The following is a 21,060-nucleotide window of genomic DNA, read 5'->3' as shown; positions in this document are numbered from 1 at the left end:
AAAAACAAAAGAAACATATGCAACGCACGATCGTGAATCCCCTTTACAGGGATACTGTCACATTTCTCGAAACAGCTTCCGAAGCGGATCATCAATATTCGCTGATGGAACTTACACTGATGCCCGGCGGCGGCAACCCGCCTCATTACCATACTGCCTTCGCGGAAAAGTTCACCGCGGTAGACGGTACGCTGGGCCTGCAATTGCGGGACCGGAAAGTATTCCTGCGGCCGGGGGAAGATTACCTGGTGCCGGCCGGTACGGTACATAATTTTTTCAACCCGGGTAAAACGGAGATCCGGTTCCATGTAAAGTTCAAGCCCGGCCACGAAGGGATGGAAAACACCCTGCGGATCGCGTATGGCCTGGCTACAGACGGGCTCACGGACAGTAGGGGATTGCCCAGAAGTATACTGGTGGCGGCTTTGATCCTGGAGATGAGCAATTCGTATCCCACCGGCGCCATGACGGTCTTAAGACCCCTGCTTCCTTTCCTTGCCAGGAGGGCGAGGAAAAAAGGAATAGAGCAAATGCTGATCAATAAATACTGTAAATAAAAAACACGCAAAAAAATGTATAACAAATGGATAGAGTTGAGTCTTGGCTTGACTACTTTTTTAAGCGGCCTGTACGGCGGCATCGGGTTCTTTACGCTCATGGGCGGCAACCCGGCGCTGGAAAGGCTGAGCCCCCGCGGCTTTGCGGAATACTGGCAGCAGATAGACAGCTTCATGGGCGCAAGAATGCCCGTATTCGGCCCGGTGCTGTTATTGTCTGTGCTGCTCAGCGCCATGCTGCTGCTCAAAGAGTGGCGCACCCTGCCTTTCTGGCTGATGTTGTCCGCCTTTTCGGTACTGGTGGGCGATGTTGCCTTTACGTTGTCCGTCAACCACCCGCTGAACCGCCTGATACAAGGCTGGGACCTGAACAGCCTGCCGGACAACGTGGAACAGATAAGGCAGAAAGTGGTGAAGGCTTTCAACGTGCGGCTCCTGTTTATGCTGGGCGCTTTTGCCCTGGTGATCTTAGCAACCTGGACAAGGCATAAAAGATGATGAAACAACAAACCGTAAGAACAGCCATCCTGTTCCTCTTTATAGGCATGGTGTTTTACTGCTACGGCGCAGGCATGATGGATTATTTCGCGATATACAAGCCCTGGAAACTGATACCTGAAGCGGATTTCGCCGGTTTTCACCAATACCAGGGGCAATTCGTGATCAATATTTTCGTGATCCCTTCCGCAGTGATGACGCTGCTGAATATCCTGGTTTTCCTGTTCCCGCCGCGTTATCTGGGCAGGAAGCTGCCCGGTCTGGCGCTGGCAGCCTATGCATTTGACTGGATCTTCAGCTTCACCATGCAGATACCCATCCAGCTGGAACTGGAAAAAGGCAAAAGCATGGAACTCCTGGACGAGCTGCTGCGCACTAACTGGTGGCGGTTCACAGCGGATACCATCCAGTTCGTGATCGTCTGCATGCTGCTCTGGCAGCTGCTGCGTAAGCTGGAAAAGTTTGCTGCACGTAGTGATAATAATTTCTGAATAAAAAAATAATGAAACAACAAAACGTAAGAACAGCGATCCTCTTCCTGTTCATCCTCTTAGTATTTTACTGCTTCGGCACCCGCATGATGGATTATTTCACGATATATTATTCCTGGAACCTCATATCTGAAGCGGATTTTGCCCGATTTCACCAATACCAGAGCGTGTTTATCATCAGCATCTTCGTGATCCCCGCCGCGGTAATGACGGTGCTGAACATCCTGGTTGTACTGTTCCCGCCCCGCTACATGAGCAGGAAGCTGCCGGGCCTGGCGCTGGGCGTTTATGCATTCGACTGGATCTTCAGCTTTTCCATACAGATACCCATTCAATTCAAACTGCATAATGGCAAAGACATGGGTCTGCTGAACGAGCTGATGCGCACCAACTGGTGGCGGTTCACAGCGGATGCCATCCAGTTCGTGATCGTCTGCATACTGCTCTGGCAGCTGCTGCGCAGGCTGGGTGAATTTGCTGCCGCCCGGAACGGTAGTATTTAAATACTATTTTTTCGGCCTTTCCGCCATGCTAATTTTATAAAGGAAATCATGCACGATACCCCAAAATTTATTTTTAACTGTTAAACGTAAAAAGATGAGGATAACCCCTTGGATGGCAGCGGTCGCTGCAATGGGACTGATCATGTCCTGCCACAAAGACGATGATAACGATGAAAAGCCGCAGCAGGGAATATTCTACGGCAACAAGGTGAATGTCGGCAATGGCATTGCCCGGAGCTTTATTTCCCATACAGACGATCATGACCAGATGGAGCTGGGCATTACGCTGAGCGCCTCGGCATTGCAGGGTCTTTCCGCCAACGAACAGGAATTTGAGCTGGACATGCCGAAGGAGGCCGCGGGCCTTACGCCTTTTGATCATATCGCGCTGGGCTGGATGTCTCACGGCCACCCCGATCCCGTATATCATCTCCCGCATTTCGATATTCATTTTTACATGATATCCAAAGCAGAGCAGGAAACCATTTCGCCGGACAAACCGGAGATGGGCCTGCTCCCGGACCTGAAATTTTTGCCGCCGGAATACATCAATCCCGACCTGACCGGCGTGCCGAAAATGGGCAGGCACTGGGTAGACCCCACCGGTCCTGAATTCCAGCCGGGCGGCAAGTTCACCACGGCTTTCCTGATGGGTACTTACAACCGGAAGGTGGTTTTCTGGGAACCGATGATCACCCGCGAGTATCTTACCACCAAACCGGATACGGTGATGGCGATACCGCAGCCCCCGGCATTTCAGCAAAAGAGCCATTACCCCACCCGGTACGAGATCCGTTTCGACCAGCAAAAGCAGGAATACCGGATACTTATGTCCGGCTTCGAGCACCGTTAAAAATTAAAAAACAACAAAACATTCACTCAATCATGAAAATATTACTGATATCAGCTGCAGCATTTTTCTACGCCTGGTTTTCCGGGAACGATGTATTGACCGGCAGATGGGAAAGCCGCCCTTCCGAAAGAGGAAGTGTGACGGGCGTGGTGTTCAAAACCGACAGCACTTTTGAAGGGTACGTCAACAAAAAGCCTTTCGCCACCGGGAAATACACCCTGGAAAACGATGTGTTCACATTTGTGGATAACGGCTGCGACGGCAAACCGGGCAGCTACCGGATCATTTTCTTCAGCAACAGCGATTCCCTGCGTTTCCAGCCCATCAGCGACAGCTGCGAGGGGAGAAGGCAGGGTATGAGCAGGCTTGTGATGGGCAGAGTAAAATAATGTTTATGAAAAGATATGCCCTTTTGGCAATCACTGGTTGTGTGTTGGTTTTTGTTACGCAGGCTTCCTCATCGCGTGAGGGGCCTGCTAACAAGGCCGCACTGGGAGAAATGCTCTTTTCAGACCCCATCCTTTCACGCACCAGGACCATCAGTTGTGCCAGCTGCCACAAACCCGCGTTCGCCTTTGCCGACACTTCCGCGGTAAGCACAGGCGTAGAAGGCAGAACCGGCGTGCGAAACACGCCTTCCGCCATGAACCTCAGCCTGCAACGCACCTTCTTCTGGGATGGGCGCGCCAAAAGCCTGGAAGAACAGGCACTTGCGCCTATCAGGAACCCGGATGAAATGGACCTGCCCATCGAAGAGGCCGTACGGCGTTTGAAAGAAGACAGCAAATACAATTCGTATTTCCGGAACATATTCAACAGCGAGCCCGACAGCACAAACCTCGCCGCCGCTATCGCGGCATTCGAACGCACGCTGGAAACCAGCAACAGCCCGTTCGACAACTGGAAGTTTTCAGATGATCCGCGTGCTGTCAGCGATGCTGTAAAGCGTGGCTTTACGCTCTTCAATGAAAAGGGAAAATGCGTGAAATGCCATTTCGGGGCTGATTTCACGGCCAACGAATTCAGGAACATCGGCCTGTTCAACGGCAGGGATTTCAACGACAGCGGCCGCGCCGTTATCTCCGGGAATAAAGAAGAGACCGGGAAGTTCAAAACCCCCGGCCTGCGCAACATAGCGCTCACCGCGCCTTACATGCACAACGGCATGCTCAGGGACCTGCGCGAAGTGATCGATTTTTACAATGAACCGGGCAAATTCGTCAGGAATGCTGTTGGCCGCGACAGCATATTGTTGCAGCCACTGGGACTAACAGAAGATGAAAAGAAGGATCTCGAGGCATTCCTGCTTTCGCTGACTGACAAAAGGTTTGAGCAGCAAAGCGGGGCCGCCGCACAGTAAAAGGTCAGGTACAAATGAAGCTCCGGCAGGCCTGTAGGCCGCCGGGGTTTTTTGTTTAACTTTGATGAACAGGCGCCGGATACCACGAAAATCCCGCCAGTTATAAACTCCGGGCTTGCCGGCTGCCGCAGGACGGTTAAATTGACAGCGGCTGTTTTCATGTTGAACCATATAAATTCCTGCTCATGAAAAAGATCCTGACCGCAGAAAGGCTGATCTGCTGCATCGGTCTGCTGATCCTCACCGGTTGCGCCGGCAAACCCAAAGTGCCGGGCAGCGAAGCCATCGACGCGATGAATCTCAAAAAAGGCAAAACGATCCTCTGCGGCCCTGCAGACCAGCAGCTGGGCGCCGTATCGTTCGAAACCTCGTGCGCCGGGAAAGTCAGGGATGAGTTTAATCTCGGGCTGGCCCTGCTGCATTCATTTGAATACGACGAAGCGGAAAAGGTGTTTGCGGACATCATCAGCAACGAGCCGGGCTGCGCTATGGCTTACTGGGGCGTGGCCATGAGCAATTTCCATCCGCTATGGTCGCCGCCCAATAAGGAAGAGTTTGAAAAAGGAAGCAAGGCAGTGGCCATTGCACAATCCATTACCAATAAATCGGAAAGGGAATCCGCCTACATCGCGGCCATCGCCGAATTTTATAAAGATCCCGGGAAAACGAACCATAAAAGCCGCTGCGTCAACTTCGAGAAAGCGATGGAAAAAGTGCATCTCACTTATCCCGATGATATAGATGCGGCCTCGTTCTACGCGCTGGCGCTGAATGGCGCGGCTGAACCGTCGGATAAGGCATACAGCAAACAAAAGAAGGCCGGTGAGATACTTTCCGCAATGGGTAAAGACAGATCTCATCCCGGCATCATCCATTACATCATCCACAGCTATGATTATCCCGCGCTGGCTTCCATGGCGCTGCCTGCGGCAAGGAAGTACGCTTCCGTAGCCCCATCTTCCGCGCACGCGCAGCATATGCCTTCCCATATCTTCGTCAGGCTCGGTCTTTGGGATGAAAGCATTTATTCCAACAACGTGGCAGCTTCCGCGGCAAAGTGTTACGCGGAAAACCTGCGCATCGACGGCCATTGGGATGAAGAACTGCATGCCCTGGATTACCTCGTATATTCCTACCTGCAAAAGGCCGACAACAAAAGTGCAAAGGAGCAATGCGATTACCTGCTGACGATTCAGAAAGTATTCCCCGAAACGCCAAAGGTGATCTATGCCTTTGCAGCTATTCCCGCCCGCTATGCGCTGGAAAACAGGCTGTGGGAACAGGCCGCGGCTTTGCAGCCGCAGGCGGCGGGCGCGGTATGGGACAACTATCCCTGGGAAAAGGCCATCATACATTTCACCCGCCTGCTTGGGGACGTGCAGCTGAACCGGCTGGATGCTGCCCGGGGAGAATATAAGACCATCAGCCAGCTGCATGATGCGCTTGTAAAAAAACAGGAAGCGTACAAAGCCAACCAGGTAGCGATCCAGCTGAAAGCTTCCGAAGCCTGGATATTGTTCAAAGAAGGGAAACATGAAGAGGCGCTGAAGCAGATGACAGCGGCCGCCGTCATGGAAGAATCCACACCCAAACCGCCGGTTACGCCTTCAGAAGTAGTACCCGCCAGGGAACTGCTGGGCGATATGCTGCTGGCCATGAACAAGCCGGCCCAGGCTTTGGAGGCTTATGAGCTTAATCTCAAAGACCATCCCAACCGCTTCAACGCTTTATACAGTGCAGGCCTGGCCGCGGAAAGATCGAACGACCCCATGAAAGCGGGCGTTTATTATGGACTGCTGGTCAAAAACGCCAACTCACCGCACTCCAGCCGGCCGGAGTTAACGGCCGCGCGGCAGTTTCTCGGGAAATCGAAAGCATTGGCAGCAGCGGGTACCTGAACTTTCAATGATATCATCATATACCTAAAAGAAAAAGGGGCCGTCTCATTTACTTTTGAGACGGCCCCTTTTTGTTGATTGGTTTTATAGACAGGTTATTCAGCTCGTCTTTTTCTGCAGCATGGATTCGATCATCAGTTCCAGCATCCTTTCATTATCCCCATGGATCATGAAGTTGGAGTAGATGATCCGGCCATCCTGGTCTATCAGGTAATTGGTGGGTGCGCCGGGCGAAGGCAGGTTGCCTTTATCGCGTTTTTCTTCTTCGGCGAGCGGCGTAAAGGTGTAGCCGCTGCTCTTCAGGAAGGGTACCACATAAGGGTCCTGTTCGCGTACGATATTGATGCCAAGGTACACCACGTCTTTCCCTTTGAATTTCTTCAGCACGTTCTCGAAGTGCGGGAATTCGCCGCGGCAGGGGCCGCAGCCGGGGAACCAGTAGGTGAGGAGTATCACTTTCCCCCTGTAATCGGAAAGGGAGATCTTGTTTTTGGTGAAGTACCCTTCCAGCGTGAACGGCGTGGCCTGTTTGGCTTTCTGGTCGCGGAGCGCGCTAATGTCGCGCCGGATGGTTGCTTCGTTTTTGCCCAGTTTGGCGGCGTAGCTATTGATGGCCTGGCCGATCTTGTCGGAAGGTTGGATGGATTGGAATTTCAGCAGGCTGTCGTAAGCTTGCTGTGTACGGCCGGCAGCGGCTTCCAGCGAGGCCTTCAGCAGGGCCAGCTCTTCAGCGGGCACCGCGTCGCGGCGGGTGTTGAGGCCTGTTAGCAAGGCCAGCGCTTTGTCTGGTTCAGCCTGCAGGGCCTTTGCTTCTTTGAACCGCCGTGCTACCAACTGGCGGCGGGTCCATTCCTCCTGTCTCATTTCATCCTTGCCGTAGAGGGTTTTCATCCTTTCCGTAAGTTGCAGCGCTTTGTCAATGTCCCTGGTAAAGAGCAGCTCATAGTAATAATCCATCCCGTATTTGCTCCAGTCATATTTTTCCGGCGGAAATTCATTGGACATCATTTCCGCGTATTTCAATTTTTTTGCCGGGTCTTTCAGGCGGAAGGCCAGCCAGTACAACGCCTGCGCGGCACGCGGGCTTTCGGGGAAACGTTTGGTAACCTCCAGGCTGAGCGCTTCATATTTGGCGGGATCGGATTCGTCGAACTTCATGGCGTAATAGAAGGCATAGTTCGGATTTTCCGGGTCGGCTGCAACGGCTTTGGCCAGGTATTCGGTGGATTTGCCGAACTCGCCCCAGCGCTCAGCATCGGAACTCAGGTTCATCCAGGCCGTAGCCATTTTGGGATCGCGCTTTATGGCTTCCAGCAGGTAGGTTTTGGCTTCGGGACTTTCCTGGTTGGCCAGGCGTTCCCCAATTGCAGCGGGGATCACGGCAGACTTGGGATATTTTTTGATCCATGCCTCGTATTGTTTTAATACTTCGGGCGTAGCGCCGCCGGCGGCTTTGATGTAGTCCTGGTGCTTCTTCGCGTCTTCCGGTTGGGCGATCACGGCGGCCTTTGCTTTGGCGATCTCTTCGGGCGAAGCGGGAACAGGTTTCCGGCCCTGGCCCATTACAGTAAATACACAGAAAAAAATGGATGATGCGAGTGTGATGATATATTTTTTCATGACTTGAATTTTAATGGTGATCAGTTCCAATCAGGGTTTTGCGCCAGCGGCGTGCCGGCCGGGTATTTGTTGATCTCGGAAAGCGGGATGGGGAAGAAGTACATCTTCGGCTGGAAGAACCTGCTTTCTACTTCAAAACGCGTATAGGTGCGGCCGCCGGGCGTGTCCTGGATGTCCGTTCCGAATATTTTTCCGCCGATCTTTTCCGCGCCCAGGTTCCAGCGTTTGATATCGAACCAGCGCTGGCCTTCAAAGGCAAGCTCCACGAAACGCTCGTGCTGCAGGCTGGCGAAAGTGAACCCGGCAGCTTCAATCTCCGGCATGCCCGCGCGTGTACGCAGCTTGTTCACATACTTGCGCGCTTCTTCCGCATCGCCCAGGTTCCATTTCGCCTCTGCATAAATGAGGTAGATCTCTGCAAGGCGTATCACCGGGCAGTTCTGGAAATTGCCGTTGTTATTGTTCACTTTCGTGTCAAATTTCGGGTTGAGGAATTTCCGCAGGAAATAGCCGGTGGGCGAAGATCCTGAGCCGGAGGCGCGGTTGAATTTGCTGCCCTTTTTCATGTCCACCTTTTCGTTCATCCACTGGTAGCCATCGTGCAGCACGGTGGCATAGAAGCGCGGGTCGCGGTTTTCGTAGGGTTTGGCGGGATCGTACAAAGGCGATTGATCCCAGCTGAGACCGTCCTTCATTTCAAAAGCATCTACAAGGTTCTGTGTGGGACAGGTGATGGCGCTGGAAAAACCGGTGAAGAAAGACGAGTTCTCGTAAGTATCCAGGGAATGTGTTTGCCCGCTGATGCCGCTGGCATATTGTTTATCGAAAATGATCTCGATGTTGTTGTCGCTCTCCGGGTTGAACAGCGTGAGGAAGTTAGGGAACAGCTCGTATTTTTTGCTGTTGATCACGGCCCATGCGGCTTCGGCTGCCTCCGCATCGCGGTGCCGGTTCAGCAGGAAGCGGCTTTTCAGCGCAATGGCGGCCCATGAAGTAGCGCGCCCCAGGTTGGCGGAGTTGTAGGAAGGCGGAAGGAGCTGGGCGGCTTTATCCAGGTCGGCAAGGATGAACTTCACGCAGTCTTCGTCTTTAGCCCGCTGCACGGTGGTTTCATCTTCGAGGCTCAACACTTTGTCGATGATAGGAAAACGGCCAAAGCGCTCGTAGAGCTGTATGTAAGCCTGTGCACGCAGGAAATACGCTTCACCGCTCATGCGCTGTTTCAATCCTTCAGACACCGGGGCGCCCGGGATCCTTTCCAGCAGCGTATTGCATTTGCGCGCCTGGGTATAGCAGCCGATCCAGTATTCGCTGTAAACGTTGTCCGAAGGGCCGTATTGACCGGTATTGACCTGGTGCGACTGGTGAAAGGTACGCGCGCTTTCACCCTCGTCTGTAATGCAGGCCATGAGCCAGTTGCCCGCTTCGTCGTAAGTGGTGAGCATGCCGGCATAAATATTTCCTACATAAAGATTGATCAGGGTGCTGTCTTTCCAGACGTTCTGCTCGCTGTATTTGTCCAGCGGCCCGCGGTCCAGCAGGTCGGTGGAGCAGGAGGCGAGCAGGGAAACGGCGAGTATGGAGAAGAGGATTTTTCGCATGTAATGTTTGTTTTTAAGATCAGAACTTCACGTTTACGCCCGCATTGTAATACCGCATCAGCGGGTATGCTACGGATGCTGATGCTTCCGGATCGGTGTATTTGTAAGAGGAGAAAGTCAGCAGGTTCAGTGCGCTGACGTAGAACCGCACCTGTGAAAATCCCACTGGTTGCAGTATTTGCCGCGGCAGGGAATACGCCAGTTCCAGGTTCTTCAGTCTCAGGTAAGATGTGTTGCGCAGCCAGTAGGTGGAGTTCTGCGCATTGTTTTGATTGTTGATCCACAACCGCGGGAACGATGCATCGGGGTTCTCCGGCGTCCAGCGGTCCAGGTGCTGCGCGGCGGGCACGCCATCTCCGAAGAAAGGCCAGGCGATGGTGCCGCGGAAATGTGTTTCCACATTGGCAGCGCCCTGCCACAGCAGGTTCAGCTCAAGCCCTTTCCAGGATGCGCCCATATCCGCGCCCAGCAGGATGTTGGGGTATGGCCCTTTGCTGATAACGGTCCTGTCTGCCGGCGTGATCTTGTTATCCCCGTCGATGTCCGCATACCGGATGTCGCCCGGTTTTACGTTGGGATACAGCGGCGTTGGCCCTGCTTTGATCTCGTCGTCTGACTGGTACAGCCCCTGCGCCTGGTAGCCGGTAATGGCGCCGAAGCCCACGCTGAGGCCTTCCAGCCGCTGCCATTGCGGCACGGAGGAAGCCTGTGCGTATTTCAGTACTTTGTTGCGCAGGAAGGTCGCATTCGGGCGTACGCGCCAGGAAAAGTTCTTGCTGCGGTCCGCATACCCGAGCTGTATCTCTACGCCGCGGTTCTGCACTTCAGCCGCGTTCTGCGGCGGCAGCGCAATGCCCAGGGTGGAAGCCACTACCAGCGTAGGCGGTATCAGGATGTCTATGGTATGTTTGGTGAAGTAGTCCGCTTCCAGCGTCAGCCGCCCTTCCCAGAAGGATGCTTCTACGCCGATGTTGCCGATGCGTGTTTTCTCCCAGGTAAAATCAGGATTGGGCAGCACGCTTTCCTGCAAGCCGGAAATGTATTGCGGTGAAGCGCCGCCGAAAGAATACCCGCTGGTGGCCTGCATGAGGTTATAGGTGGCGAGGAACTGGTAAGGGCTCACCGCATCGTTGCCCGCCAGTCCATACGACCCGCGTACCTTGAGCGAGGGGATGAAATGCAGGGCTTCTTTGAAGAACGGTTCGTCTGAAACCCGCCATCCCAGGGCCAGTGAAGGGAAGAAACCGAACTGGCGGCCGGGAGGGAAGATGTTGGAACCGTCGTACCGGAAGTTGAATTCCAGCAGGTAACGCTCTTTGAAATTATACCCGAAGCGGCCAACATACCCGATGCGCCCGCGTTGTGTGGCATTGCCGGTATTGGTGGCCTGGGTGCGGTCGCCAAGGTCCAGCTGGTCCAGCGCGGAAGAGGCAAAGTTGGTCCTGCCCGCGGAAAGGTTGTCGCCCTGGTCGTCTGTACGGTTAAAGAGCAGCAACCCTGACACGTTGTGATGCCCGAACTGGCGCTGGTAAGCCAGCGAAAGCTCCGTCACCAGCGTCTGGAACTGGCTGTAGGTTTCGGTCAGTTCCGGTTTGGAAGGAAAGGTGTTCGCCGGGGTGTAGTTGCCCGCTGCATCGCGGATGTACGCGGTATAGGGCGTCAGCCAGCGTTTGCCGAAGGTGTTGATCTTATCGTATGCCAGCGTTCCTTTTACGGAAAGGCCCTGCAGGAAGGGAACGTCGTACTGCAGGGATACGTTGCCGTTGAAAACATTGTTGGTGGCGGAACGTGTGCCGTTGTCGCCACGGGCCATCAGGTACATATTGCCGCGCGCCTGGGGAATGTAGTTATACAGGCCGTTGGAGAAGCGGTTGGGATAAATGCGCGGGCTTTCGATGGCGAACTGGATCACGTAATCGTGATTGAAGCTGCCCATGTCGTTGGACTTTGCAGCCATGCCATTGCTTTGTATGCTGAAGGTGAGGTTTTTGCCCACTTTCGATTCAAGGTTGAGGCGGAAGTTGTAGCGGTTATATTTCGCAAGGCTGAAGAGGCCGCCTTCGTAAGCGTAGCCCGCTGATGCGAAATACCGCGTTTTTTCCGCGCCGCCGCTTACGGAAAGGTTATGCTGTGTTTGTATGGCGTAGTCGCTGAGTATTTCATCGTACCAATCGGTATCTGCGTATACATCGCGGTCGGAGCCGTCTTTGAACTTTTGCAGCTCTGCGTCTGTATACCCGCGGCCAGCGGCGGGATTATAAGAACCTTCGTTCTTATGCGCTTCGTTGAACAATACGGCATAATCGTAGGAGCCGAGAATATCATAAAGACGGGTAGGGCGCTGCATTACGACGCCGCTGTTCAACGAAATGGAAGGGGCGCCGCGAACGCCTTTTTTGGTGGTGACGAGGATAACGCCGTTGGCCGCTCTTGCGCCATACACGGCGCTGGCGGATGCGTCTTTCAGGATGGAAACGGTCTCGATCTCGTTCGGGTCCAGGTTGTCCAGCCCGCGGCCGGGAATGCCGTCTATCACCACGAGCGGGGCAAGACTGTTCAACGGCGGCCCGCTGTTGAGCGTGCTGAAGCCGCGGATGTAAAGGTCTGAACCCCTGCCGGGCCCGCCTGCGCTTTTCACCGCCATGAGCCCGGGCACGCGGCCCGCAAGGGCGTCGGAGGCTTTAATGACCGGGGAGCGCTGTATCTCTTTGGAATCTATCGTGCCGATGGCGCTTACAACGTTCCGCTTGCGCTGTTCGCCGTAACCTACCACGATCACTTCTTTCAGTTCCGCATTGTCGTCCTGCAGCACGATGCGGAGGGGACTGTTGCCTGCAATGGCCTCCTGCTGGAGGTAGCCAAGGAAGGAGAAGACGAGCACGTCGCCCTTCCGGCAGCGGATATTGAACGCGCCGTTCTTGTCAGACACAACGCCGGTAAGCCTGCCTTTCACGCGGATGCTCACGCCCGGCAGGGCTTCGCCATGATTGTTGGTCACGGTGCCGGTTACGTTCTGGTCTTGCGGGGCAGCAAGTTCTTCTACCGGGTTGTAGATCACGATGCTGTTGTCCATCTCGCGGAAAGCCAGCGGGGTGGAGGAAAGCAGGCTGCCGAGAATGCTGCCCAGGTTTTGCCGGGTAAACCGTTTTTCCGTGATGCTGAACTGTTTCAGCTCTTCGGGATTGTAGGCAAATTCGACGCCCGTCAGCCTCCTGATCTTGCGGATGCAGGTTTCGAGGGATTCGTTGCGGAAAGAAACCGAGTATTGTTCCTTGTCCAGCAGCTGGCCTTTGCTGCTGGCGGATGCCAGCATGGCCGTAGCAAAAAGAAGAGATGTAAGCATCACTACCCGCATAAACTTGATAATTAACGTTAATGGCGGTTTTTTCATAAATTTGTTTGTTACGGTTTTTGTTGTTAAACAATAAAATACCAGCCGGTGCACCGCCTGCAAGTTTACCAGACCAAGGCAGTGTAACCGGAATAACGTTCCGGTGCCCGTTTTCGCGGGCACTTTTTTTATGTCGAACAATATGCGTGTGGAATCAATATGCAGCCTTTGCTGCAGCTCAGTCTAATTATTTTAAATGTCGCCACATCCGGCGCCGTAAATCAAAATTCCTCCCGGTGTGACCTTATATTCAAGATGGTTGATCAATTTCAGTTTGTCCAGTATTTCCGGCAACGGGCGGCCGGTATTGATACTGATGGTATTCCTGCATGCTTTCAGCCGTTCTTCTTCGAAGCTGAAGCGTACGTTATAAATGCTTTCCAGTAGCAGGGCCAGTTCGCCGGTAGACACATTGTCCAGCTCCAGCGAGCGCACCTGCCATCCTTCGCGGGCCTGCGCGGATTGCGGGGCTGCCGGTGCCGTGTCTGTTTGTTTCACAGCCGGTACGGGTTGCGCCGGTTTGAAGGCGGCAGACTCCTGGCGGCTGAGCACCACGGGCGGCTGGCTTTTTCCTTCCACCTGTACTTTACCGGTGATCACGGTCACTTCCACGGCTTCTTCCGGCAGGCCGGCGTTGATCCTGAAAGAAGTGCCCAGCACGCGCGTGCGGGTGCCGCGGGCTTCCACGGTAAAGGGATGCCGGTCGTCCTGTTTGATATCGAAGAAGGCTTCGCCTTTTTCCAGCACTACATGACGGCCTTCCGTAAAGCCGGGCTGGTAGCGCACGCTGGCGCCGCTGCTGAGCCAAACGCGGGACCCATCGGGCAGGGATAGCGGCACGATGTTGCCTGCCGCGGCGGTGATCTGCTGCAGTTCAGCGCCTGGTTTTGGACGGGCGAGCCATAACGCCGCAGATGCTGCGATCAATATGGCTGCCGCCGCGGCCCAGCGTATGCCGCGGATGAAGCGGCGGGGACGCAATTCTCCGCCGGTGCGGGCTGCGATCTTTTCCCAGAGCAGGTCCCCTTCCGCAGGAGGCAGCGGTTCGCCGGGCTGACCGGGCAGGGAGGCATACCATTGTTCCACAATGGCCTTTTCCTCCGGGGCGCAGGTGCCTTCGGCGTACTTCTTTAATAATTGCGCTATGTGTTTATGCGTATCCAAAACCGGCTTTATTAATAAGACACTTCAAAATGCCGGGTATACCAGATGGCGGGAAAATATTTTTTGAAAAGGAGGGGAGAATAAAGAAAAACTTTGCCTACAGGGAGTTTGGCAGGGAATGGCCGCGGTAATACGCTGCGACCTTGCCTTTCAGGCGCCTGAGCGCGTTGGATATCTGGTTGCGGACGGTCTGTTCGGAAATAGAGAGCTGCGAGGCAATCACAGGGGCGGAGAGGCCTTCTTCGCGGCTTTTGAGATAAACGGTGCGCATTTTTTCAGGCATCTGGTCCAGCTCGGCCTTTACCTGCGCGGCCAGTTCCTTGATGGCCAGGGGCGCCTGGTGATGGTCTGTTGCCTGGGGCAGCGTGCCGGAAATTTCGCGGATATGCGTGGTTTGGGTGAGCTGTGCGCGGAAATAATTGATGATCCTGTTGCGGAGCGCCGTGAAAAGATAAGCGCCTACAGCGCCGGTAATAAATAAACCAGACCGTTTTTCCCAGAGATGTACGAAAAGCTCCTGCAGGATATCTTCCGCATCCTGCAGCGAACCGGTTTTGCCGGCCGCCTGCAGCAGCAACGGCTCCCAATACCGCCTGTACAGCTCCCGGAAAGCGTCGTGGTCATTCCCCCTGATCATCCCGATCAGATCCATATCTGAATAACTTTCCACCCGATTTTGATTGGTAAATGTTTCGTGTGAACGTCAGCATTCACGGGTTGAATTTACAAAGAATCCGCGATTTTTCTGCATGCAACATACTGGTGGGGTTTTTGATGAATAGCTTTTTATGGCAGGAAGGCAACATACCCGTAAAGTCGTGTTCAGATCAGGCACCAGCGGCCTGGTGCTGCCTGTGCCCAATAAACAAGCTTTCCCGCCCGCGTTCCGCGACAAAAGCCGACTCACCTATTACAGTTCCCTGTTCAACAGCATTGAGATAAACAGCTCGTTCTACAAAGTGCCGCAAGCTGCTACGGTAAAGAAATGGGCGGATAGTGTGCCGGATGATTTTGCATTCACCTTTAAGCTCTGGCGGGAGATCACCCATGCCAAAGGTCTGGAATACCAACCCAAAGACGTTTTGCATTTCATGGAAGTGATCAGCCAGGCGGGCAGTAAAAAAGGCTGCCTGCTGGTACAGTTCCCACCGTCGGTCACCGTGGAGCAATTCAGCAAAGTGGAGCAGCTGCTGGACATACTGCAACATATCCGCCCTGCGCATGGCTGGAAGGTAGCGCTCGAATTCAGGCACCCTTCGTGGTACATCGGCGAGGTATATGAGTTGGCGGACGAACACGCCTGCAGCGTGGTGCTGCACGACATTCCAGGATCAATGAATGTGCGGATGAACAGGAAAGCGCGTTTCGTGTACCTGCGTTTTCACGGCCCGGCGGGCGATTACAGGGGCGGGTACGATGATGCGCACCTTCACCGGTATGCCGCGCAGGTCCGGCAATGGATGAACGAAGGGAAAGATGTCTATGTCTATTTCAACAATACCATCGGCGATGCCATTAGTAACCTCATCACCCTGAACGGCATGGTGGCGGTGGATTCTGCTACCCCTGAAAAAGGATATTGAAACGATTGAGCGGAATTCCTGTTCTTTTTTATACTTTAGTCCCGATATTGACCAGGGTCGGATCACCAAGCCAGCCACCACGGGATGTACGCGGATATTCAAAACCAGGCATATTTATTACATGAGATGGCCGCCGGCAACCAGCAGGCGCTGAAGACCATTGTGGAAGCTTTCTGGCCCAACATCTACGCCCATGCGCTGGCTTACCTGCGCTCGCCGGAAAAGGCCGAAGAGCTGACGCAGGATGTTTTTCTCGCCATCTGGGAAAAACGGGAAACACTACCCAACATAGAGAATTTCCGCGGTTACCTGTTTATCACCGCCAGGAACAAGATCGTGTCGCGCCTGCGGGTAAAGCTCGCCACAACGCATCCCGCGGAAGAAACGGACGCAACGGAAACACTTTATATACCAGACAGCCAGCTGGAGCTGAAGGAACTGAACAACCTGCTGCGCGAAGGCATTGAGCAGCTGCCGCCCAAACGGAAACGGGTCTTCGAAATGAGCCGCCTCGAAGGGAAATCGCATGCTGAGATAGCCGCCGAACTCGGCATCTCCAAAGACACGGTGAGCGAATACATCACCCTCGCCCTCAATTTTCTCCGTACTTATCTTAAGAACAACGGCAACCACCTGCATATGCTCATATTCTGCCTGTATTACATATAGGAATTAAGAATATCTGATTTTTTTACAAACCCATCCCCGGTACTGTTTTCCTTTTGCGTCTTTATTGTTAACTGCATTCAAAACATGATGAACAAGGCCCTGCTGGAAGAACTGACAGATAAATACGTAACAGGCGCTGCCACTGCGGCGGAGGAGCGGCAATTGAAAGAACTGCTGGACGATCCGCTGTACCTGGCGCAATTTGAAGAGATGGTATTGGGCAATCTTGAAGCGGAAAAATATTGGCAGGAGCCCGATGAAGAAGTTTTCCGTCGCATCTATTCCCGCATAGAAGCAGGCATCCCTTCCCGGCCGCGCATACGCAGGCTGAAACTGTACTTCGCCGCCGCGGCCGCCGTGCTGCTGCTGGTGATGACCGGAGGCGTGTACTTTCTGCTCGATAATAACACGAAAACCCCGGAAACCGCCCAGGTGGCGGATATACAGCCGGGCGGCAATAAAGCCATTCTCACCCTGGCAGACGGCAGCGTGGTAACGGTAGACAGTTCCGCCAGGCAGATCAATCAGAAAGGAGGGGCCATCGCCCAACAGAACGGCCGCCTGCAATACGCTGCCAACGGGGCCGGTCAGAATACCTACAACACGCTTGCCACGCCTCCCGGCGGCCAGTACCGCCTGCGCCTGCCCGATGGCACGGAAGTATGGCTCAATGCCGCTTCATCCATCCGTTTCCCCGTATCGTTCAGTAAAAATGAAAGAAAAGTGGAGCTTACCGGCGAAGCTTATTTTGAAGTAGCACAGGATGCCTCCGCGCCGTTTAAGGTAACGGTGAATAAAGAAACGGAAATACTGGTGCTGGGCACCTCATTTAACGTCAACGCATATACGGATGAGCGTAATATCACCACCACCTTGCTCAGCGGCAAAGTGAAAGTAACGGCAGGCGCAGCCGGCATACAGCTTTCCCCGGGCCAGCAGGCCGTGAGCACAGGCGCAGGGCTGGAAGTGAACAGGGATGTGGATGTTGACAAGGTCGTAGCCTGGAAGAACGGCCTGTTCAATTTCCAGGATGCTTCGCTGGCAGAAGTGATGCGCCAGCTTTCCCGCTGGTACAACATAGAGATCGTATATGAAAACGGCATACCGGACATGGAATTCTACGGCAAAATGCAGCGCGCCATGCCGCTTTCCGCCATGCTCAAAATGCTGGAACGCGCAGGGCTGGAATACAGGCTGGAAGGAAATAACAGGCTCGTGGTGATCACCGGCAGGTAAAATAAAATAACGGAAGCAACATAAAAAACACCGCCGTCACAAAAAGAATACGCCCCGGATTAGGGCCCGGAGCGCATCGGTGACCTGGCGGACGATGAATACGCACAGTCGCGGCAGACTGGTTATTAGTCAACCAAATCAATGTAAAAGTATGCAATTTAAAGCTATTTGCAGGGGCCCCGTCATGCCCGGGCCCTTTGCCAAAATGTTCCGCGCCATGAGATACACCGCTTACCTGTTGCTGGTTTTTTTTCTGCATGTTTCGGGGAAGAATATTGCCCAGACCGTGACCGTTTCGGGCAGTAACATGCCCCTTACCAAAGTTTTCAGCATCATCGAAAAACAAACGGGCTACGTTGTGTTCAGCAACAAAAAAGTGCTGAACGGCAGCCGCCCGGTATCGCTGCATGCTGTGGACATGCCGCTGGAACGCCTGCTGGACGCTGCCTTGCAGGGGCAGGCGCTGGGTTACGAGATCAGCAACAAGACCATCCTGATCTACCGCAAACAGGAAAGCGGCAGGGGCGCGGCCACGCAGGTGGCGCTGATTGCGCGCAACATCACCGGCACGCTGGAAGACAGTGCCGCTGTACCCGTACAGCGTGCGTCCGTTAGGCTGATGCCCGGGAACAAAGGCACTTCGACGGACAACCGGGGCGCATTTTTACTCGCGCGCGTGGCCCCGGGCAGCTACCAGCTGGAGATCTCCTGCCTGGGATACCAACCGCTGCGTATACCCGTTAACGTTACCGAAAACGCAGACCTGAACCTCGGCAGGATCCGCATGAAACAGCAGGCCAATACGCTGGGCCAGGTGGAAGTGGTGGTGGCCTATGGCACGGTAAAAAGAGCGGATCTCACGGGCGCTGTAGGCCAGGTAGATATGGGAGACCTTGCCAAAGCGCCCGTAGCGTCGTTCTCCGAAGCGCTGGCAGGGCGCATTGCCGGCGTACAGGTGTCCTCGCAGGACGGCCAGCCCGGCAAAGGCATGAACATCGTGATCCGTGGCGCCAACTCCCTTACGCAAAGCAATTCACCATTGTATGTTATAGACGGCTTCCCGATAGAAGACCCGGAAGACGGTATGCTGAACCCCGACGATATTGAAACGATCAACATCCTGAAAGACGCCTCCGCCACCGCCATTTACGGCTCCCGGGCGGCAAACGGCGTGATACTGGTGGAAACCAAGAAAGGCAGGATAGGCAAGCCTGTAGTGACCTTCAACACTTCCTACGGCGTGCAGCAGGTGCAGAAAACGATCCCCGTGATGGATGCCTATGAATTTGTAAAATACCAGGCAGAGCTGAACAAGACCTCCGCCGCCAACACGTATTTCCAGAATGGCCGCACGCTGGAAGATTACCGCGGCGCGGAAGGCATCAACTGGCAGGACCAGGTGTTCCGCCAGTCGCCCATCCTCATCAGCAACATTGCCATCCGCGGCGGCACGGGGCAAACGCGGTATTCCATTTCCGGTTCCGTGTACGACCAGCAGGGAATCGTGATTAACTCCGGCTACAAGCGCTACCAGGGCCGCGCAGCGATAGACCAGTCCATTGGCAGCAAGCTGAAAGCCGGCATCACCGTCAATTACAGCAGGATCAATACGAACGGACAGCCGCTGTCTGAAGGCAACGGCCCAATGTTCACCACCTACCTGCTGTCGCGCGCATGGGGCTACAGGCCCATCGCCGGCGATGCGAATGTGGACCTGCTGGACGATGACGGTGATATGGCCTTCATCAACCAGTACGACATCCGGCTGAACCCCATTACCACCAGCAATAACGAATACAACAGGAACAGCACCTCCGACTTCCTGGCAAACGGTTACCTGACCTACAGCCCGGTATCCAATCTCGTGTTCAGGTTCGCCGGCTCTATGTCTAACCGCCAGCGGCGGGGCGACATCTTCTACAATTCCAAGACCGTGCAGGGCAGCCCGCTGAACCCGCGGAATGTAAGAGGGCAGCATGGTTCCGTGACCTTTACGGAAACAAACATCTGGTCTAACGACAACACCGTTACCTACAATACCACCATCAACAGCGACCATAAGATCACCGCGCTGGGCGGCGTATCGTTCCAGGACTACCGGGCCGAGACATACGGCTACGCGGCGCAGAACCTGCCTAACGAGCAGCTGTCTATGCCCGGCCTCGACGAAGGCATACCATATTCCTCGTTCGCCAGCTCGGGCGAGAATTTTATCGCGTCCTTCTTCGGGCGGCTGAGCTATAACTACCGCTCCAAATACATGCTGGAGTTCACTTTCCGCGGAGACGGCTCATCCAAATTCGCCAAAGGGCATAAATGGGGCTATTTCCCTTCCGGGTCTTTTGCATGGAACATGCAGGAAGAGGAATTCATGAAAGGGCTGGCGTTTGTTTCCAACTCCAAGCTGAGAGTGAGTTACGGCAGCACGGGCAACAACCGCGTGGGGAACTATGACGCTTTTTCAGGATTAAGTTTTCCCGTTGCCAGCTCTTATTCCTTCAACAACGGCGTGCCGGGCAAAGGCGCCATCATTTCCGGCCTGGGCAACAGCAATCTGAAATGGGAAACCACCCGCCAGCTGAACATCGGCTACGATCTCGGCCTGTTCGGCAACCGCATAGAATTTACGGCAGACTGGTACCGCAAGATCACCAGCGACCTGCTGCTGAATGCCGACCTGCCCGCTACCATGGGCATTTTACAGGCGCAGCAGAACATCGGGAAGATACAGAACCAGGGGATAGAGCTGGGGCTGAAGACCGTCAATTTCAGGACGAAGGATTTTGAATGGAGCAGCAATTTCAACATCAGCTTCAACCAGAACAAGATACTGGAACTGGTGAGGGGGCAGGACGCGCTGTATTCCACGGTGAGCTTCGAAACGCAATACAATAACAATCCGCCGTACATTTCGCAGGTGGGCCAGCCCGCAGGCATGTTCTACGGGTATATCTTCGACGGCGTATACCAGCTGACGGACTTCGATAAATCCGCATCAGGCGTTTATACCCTGAAGCCCGGCATCACCAACAACGGCGCGGCCGCACAACCGGGCCACATCAAATACCGCGACATGAACGGCGACGGCAATATCACCCCGGCAGACCTCGTGGTGATCGGCCGGGGGCAGCCCATCCATACCGGCGGTTTTTCCAATAACTTCTCCTGGAAAGGGTTTGACCTGAACGTGTTCCTGCAATGGTCTTACGGTAACGACATCCTGAACGCCAACCGTTACATGTTCGAAGGCAACGGCAACATCAGGCTCAGCCTGAACCAGTTTGCCAGCTACCTGGACCGCTGGAGCGAAACCAATCCCACCAACAAAAATTTCAAAGCAGGCGGCCAGGGCACTATTGGCAGCTATTCGTCGCGCGTGCTGGAAGACGGTTCCTATCTCAGGCTCAAAACCGTTTCGCTCGGCTACAATCTTCCGCAGAGATGGCTGAAGGTATTGCATGTGAACAAGCTCAGGCTCACGGCGGCTGCGCAGAACCTGCTTACGTTCACCGGCTACTCCGGCATGGACCCCGAAGTATCTGTGCGTAGTTCCGTGCTCACGCCCGGCTTCGATTTTTCCGCTTACCCGATCGCCAGAACGATCGTGTTTGGCCTGAATGTCACTTTTTAATTCCT

The 21,060-nt window shown here is 54.4% G+C and carries 17 protein-coding genes; 12 read left to right on the top strand and 5 right to left on the bottom strand.

Annotated features, from left to right (window positions below):
• Window positions 1-17 precede the first annotated feature (17 nt).
• From R3I13_RS11035 to R3I13_RS11000, 8 genes are all read left to right on the top strand, one after another.
• Window positions 18-557 (top strand): cupin domain-containing protein, encoded by a 540-nt coding sequence (locus R3I13_RS11035; protein ID WP_346318007.1) that lies wholly within the window; start codon window positions 18-20, stop codon window positions 555-557.
• 15 nt (window positions 558-572) lie between these two features.
• Window positions 573-1,055 (top strand): DUF1772 domain-containing protein, encoded by a 483-nt coding sequence (locus tag R3I13_RS11030; RefSeq protein ID WP_346318006.1) that lies wholly within the window; start codon window positions 573-575, stop codon window positions 1,053-1,055.
• Complete coding sequence (locus R3I13_RS11025) at window positions 1,052-1,546, top strand: hypothetical protein (protein ID WP_346318005.1); 495 nt, start codon at window positions 1,052-1,054, stop codon at window positions 1,544-1,546. Before R3I13_RS11030 ends, R3I13_RS11025 begins: the two co-directional genes overlap by 4 nt.
• An 11-nt stretch (window positions 1,547-1,557) precedes the next feature.
• On the top strand, window positions 1,558-2,049 hold the full coding sequence (locus tag R3I13_RS11020; protein ID WP_346318004.1) for a hypothetical protein: 492 nt from the start codon (window positions 1,558-1,560) through the stop codon (window positions 2,047-2,049).
• 94 nt (window positions 2,050-2,143) lie between these two features.
• Window positions 2,144-2,902 (top strand): DUF5602 domain-containing protein, encoded by a 759-nt coding sequence (locus R3I13_RS11015; RefSeq protein WP_346318003.1) that lies wholly within the window; start codon window positions 2,144-2,146, stop codon window positions 2,900-2,902.
• A 32-nt stretch (window positions 2,903-2,934) separates the two neighbouring features.
• On the top strand, window positions 2,935-3,291 hold the full coding sequence (locus R3I13_RS11010; protein WP_346318002.1) for a hypothetical protein: 357 nt from the start codon (window positions 2,935-2,937) through the stop codon (window positions 3,289-3,291).
• A 5-nt stretch (window positions 3,292-3,296) separates the two neighbouring features.
• Window positions 3,297-4,262, top strand: a complete 966-nt coding sequence (locus R3I13_RS11005; RefSeq protein WP_346318001.1) for a cytochrome c peroxidase — start codon at window positions 3,297-3,299, stop codon at window positions 4,260-4,262.
• A gap of 185 nt (window positions 4,263-4,447) precedes the next feature.
• On the top strand, window positions 4,448-6,160 hold the full coding sequence (locus R3I13_RS11000; protein ID WP_346318000.1) for a tetratricopeptide repeat protein: 1,713 nt from the start codon (window positions 4,448-4,450) through the stop codon (window positions 6,158-6,160).
• Between the two features lie 99 nt (window positions 6,161-6,259).
• Here R3I13_RS11000 and R3I13_RS10995 read toward each other — a convergent pair whose 3' ends face one another.
• The 5 genes from R3I13_RS10995 to R3I13_RS10975 form a co-directional block, all read right to left on the bottom strand.
• Entirely contained in the window at window positions 6,260-7,780 is a 1,521-nt protein-coding gene (locus R3I13_RS10995) for a redoxin domain-containing protein (protein ID WP_346317999.1), read from the bottom strand.
• A 20-nt stretch (window positions 7,781-7,800) separates the two neighbouring features.
• Entirely contained in the window at window positions 7,801-9,381 is a 1,581-nt protein-coding gene (locus R3I13_RS10990) for a RagB/SusD family nutrient uptake outer membrane protein (protein ID WP_346317998.1), read from the bottom strand.
• Window positions 9,382-9,400: 19 nt separating this feature from the next.
• Window positions 9,401-12,736 carry a SusC/RagA family TonB-linked outer membrane protein gene (locus R3I13_RS10985; protein WP_346317997.1) on the bottom strand — a complete coding sequence of 1,112 codons (3,336 nt, stop codon included), beginning with the start codon at window positions 12,734-12,736 and terminating at the stop codon, window positions 9,401-9,403.
• A gap of 228 nt (window positions 12,737-12,964) precedes the next feature.
• Complete coding sequence (locus tag R3I13_RS10980) at window positions 12,965-13,936, bottom strand: FecR domain-containing protein (RefSeq protein ID WP_346317996.1); 972 nt, start codon at window positions 13,934-13,936, stop codon at window positions 12,965-12,967.
• A 97-nt stretch (window positions 13,937-14,033) separates the two neighbouring features.
• Window positions 14,034-14,588, bottom strand: a complete 555-nt coding sequence (locus R3I13_RS10975) for an RNA polymerase sigma-70 factor (protein WP_346317995.1) — start codon at window positions 14,586-14,588, stop codon at window positions 14,034-14,036.
• A 136-nt stretch (window positions 14,589-14,724) separates the two neighbouring features.
• Here R3I13_RS10975 and R3I13_RS10970 point away from each other — a divergent pair, with 136 nt between their 5' ends.
• From R3I13_RS10970 to R3I13_RS10955, 4 genes are all read left to right on the top strand, one after another.
• Entirely contained in the window at window positions 14,725-15,519 is a 795-nt protein-coding gene (locus R3I13_RS10970; RefSeq protein WP_346317994.1) for a DUF72 domain-containing protein, read from the top strand.
• Window positions 15,520-15,603: 84 nt separating this feature from the next.
• Window positions 15,604-16,188 (top strand): RNA polymerase sigma-70 factor, encoded by a 585-nt coding sequence (locus R3I13_RS10965; RefSeq protein ID WP_346317993.1) that lies wholly within the window; start codon window positions 15,604-15,606, stop codon window positions 16,186-16,188.
• A gap of 84 nt (window positions 16,189-16,272) precedes the next feature.
• The gene (locus tag R3I13_RS10960; RefSeq protein ID WP_346317992.1) at window positions 16,273-17,424 is read left to right on the top strand and encodes a FecR domain-containing protein; all 1,152 of its coding nucleotides are present in this window, start codon (window positions 16,273-16,275) and stop codon (window positions 17,422-17,424) included.
• Between the two features lie 217 nt (window positions 17,425-17,641).
• Window positions 17,642-21,055: a TonB-dependent receptor gene (locus tag R3I13_RS10955; protein ID WP_346317991.1), complete on the top strand. Its 3,414-nt coding sequence runs from the start codon at window positions 17,642-17,644 to the stop codon at window positions 21,053-21,055.
• Window positions 21,056-21,060 lie beyond the last annotated feature (5 nt).

Source organism: Chitinophaga sp. YIM B06452 (genome assembly GCF_039655965.1).
In the GTDB taxonomy this organism is placed as follows: domain Bacteria; phylum Bacteroidota; class Bacteroidia; order Chitinophagales; family Chitinophagaceae; genus Chitinophaga.
The sequence above is the reverse complement of the archived record's forward strand: the minus strand, read 5'-3'. Positions and strand labels throughout refer to the sequence as shown.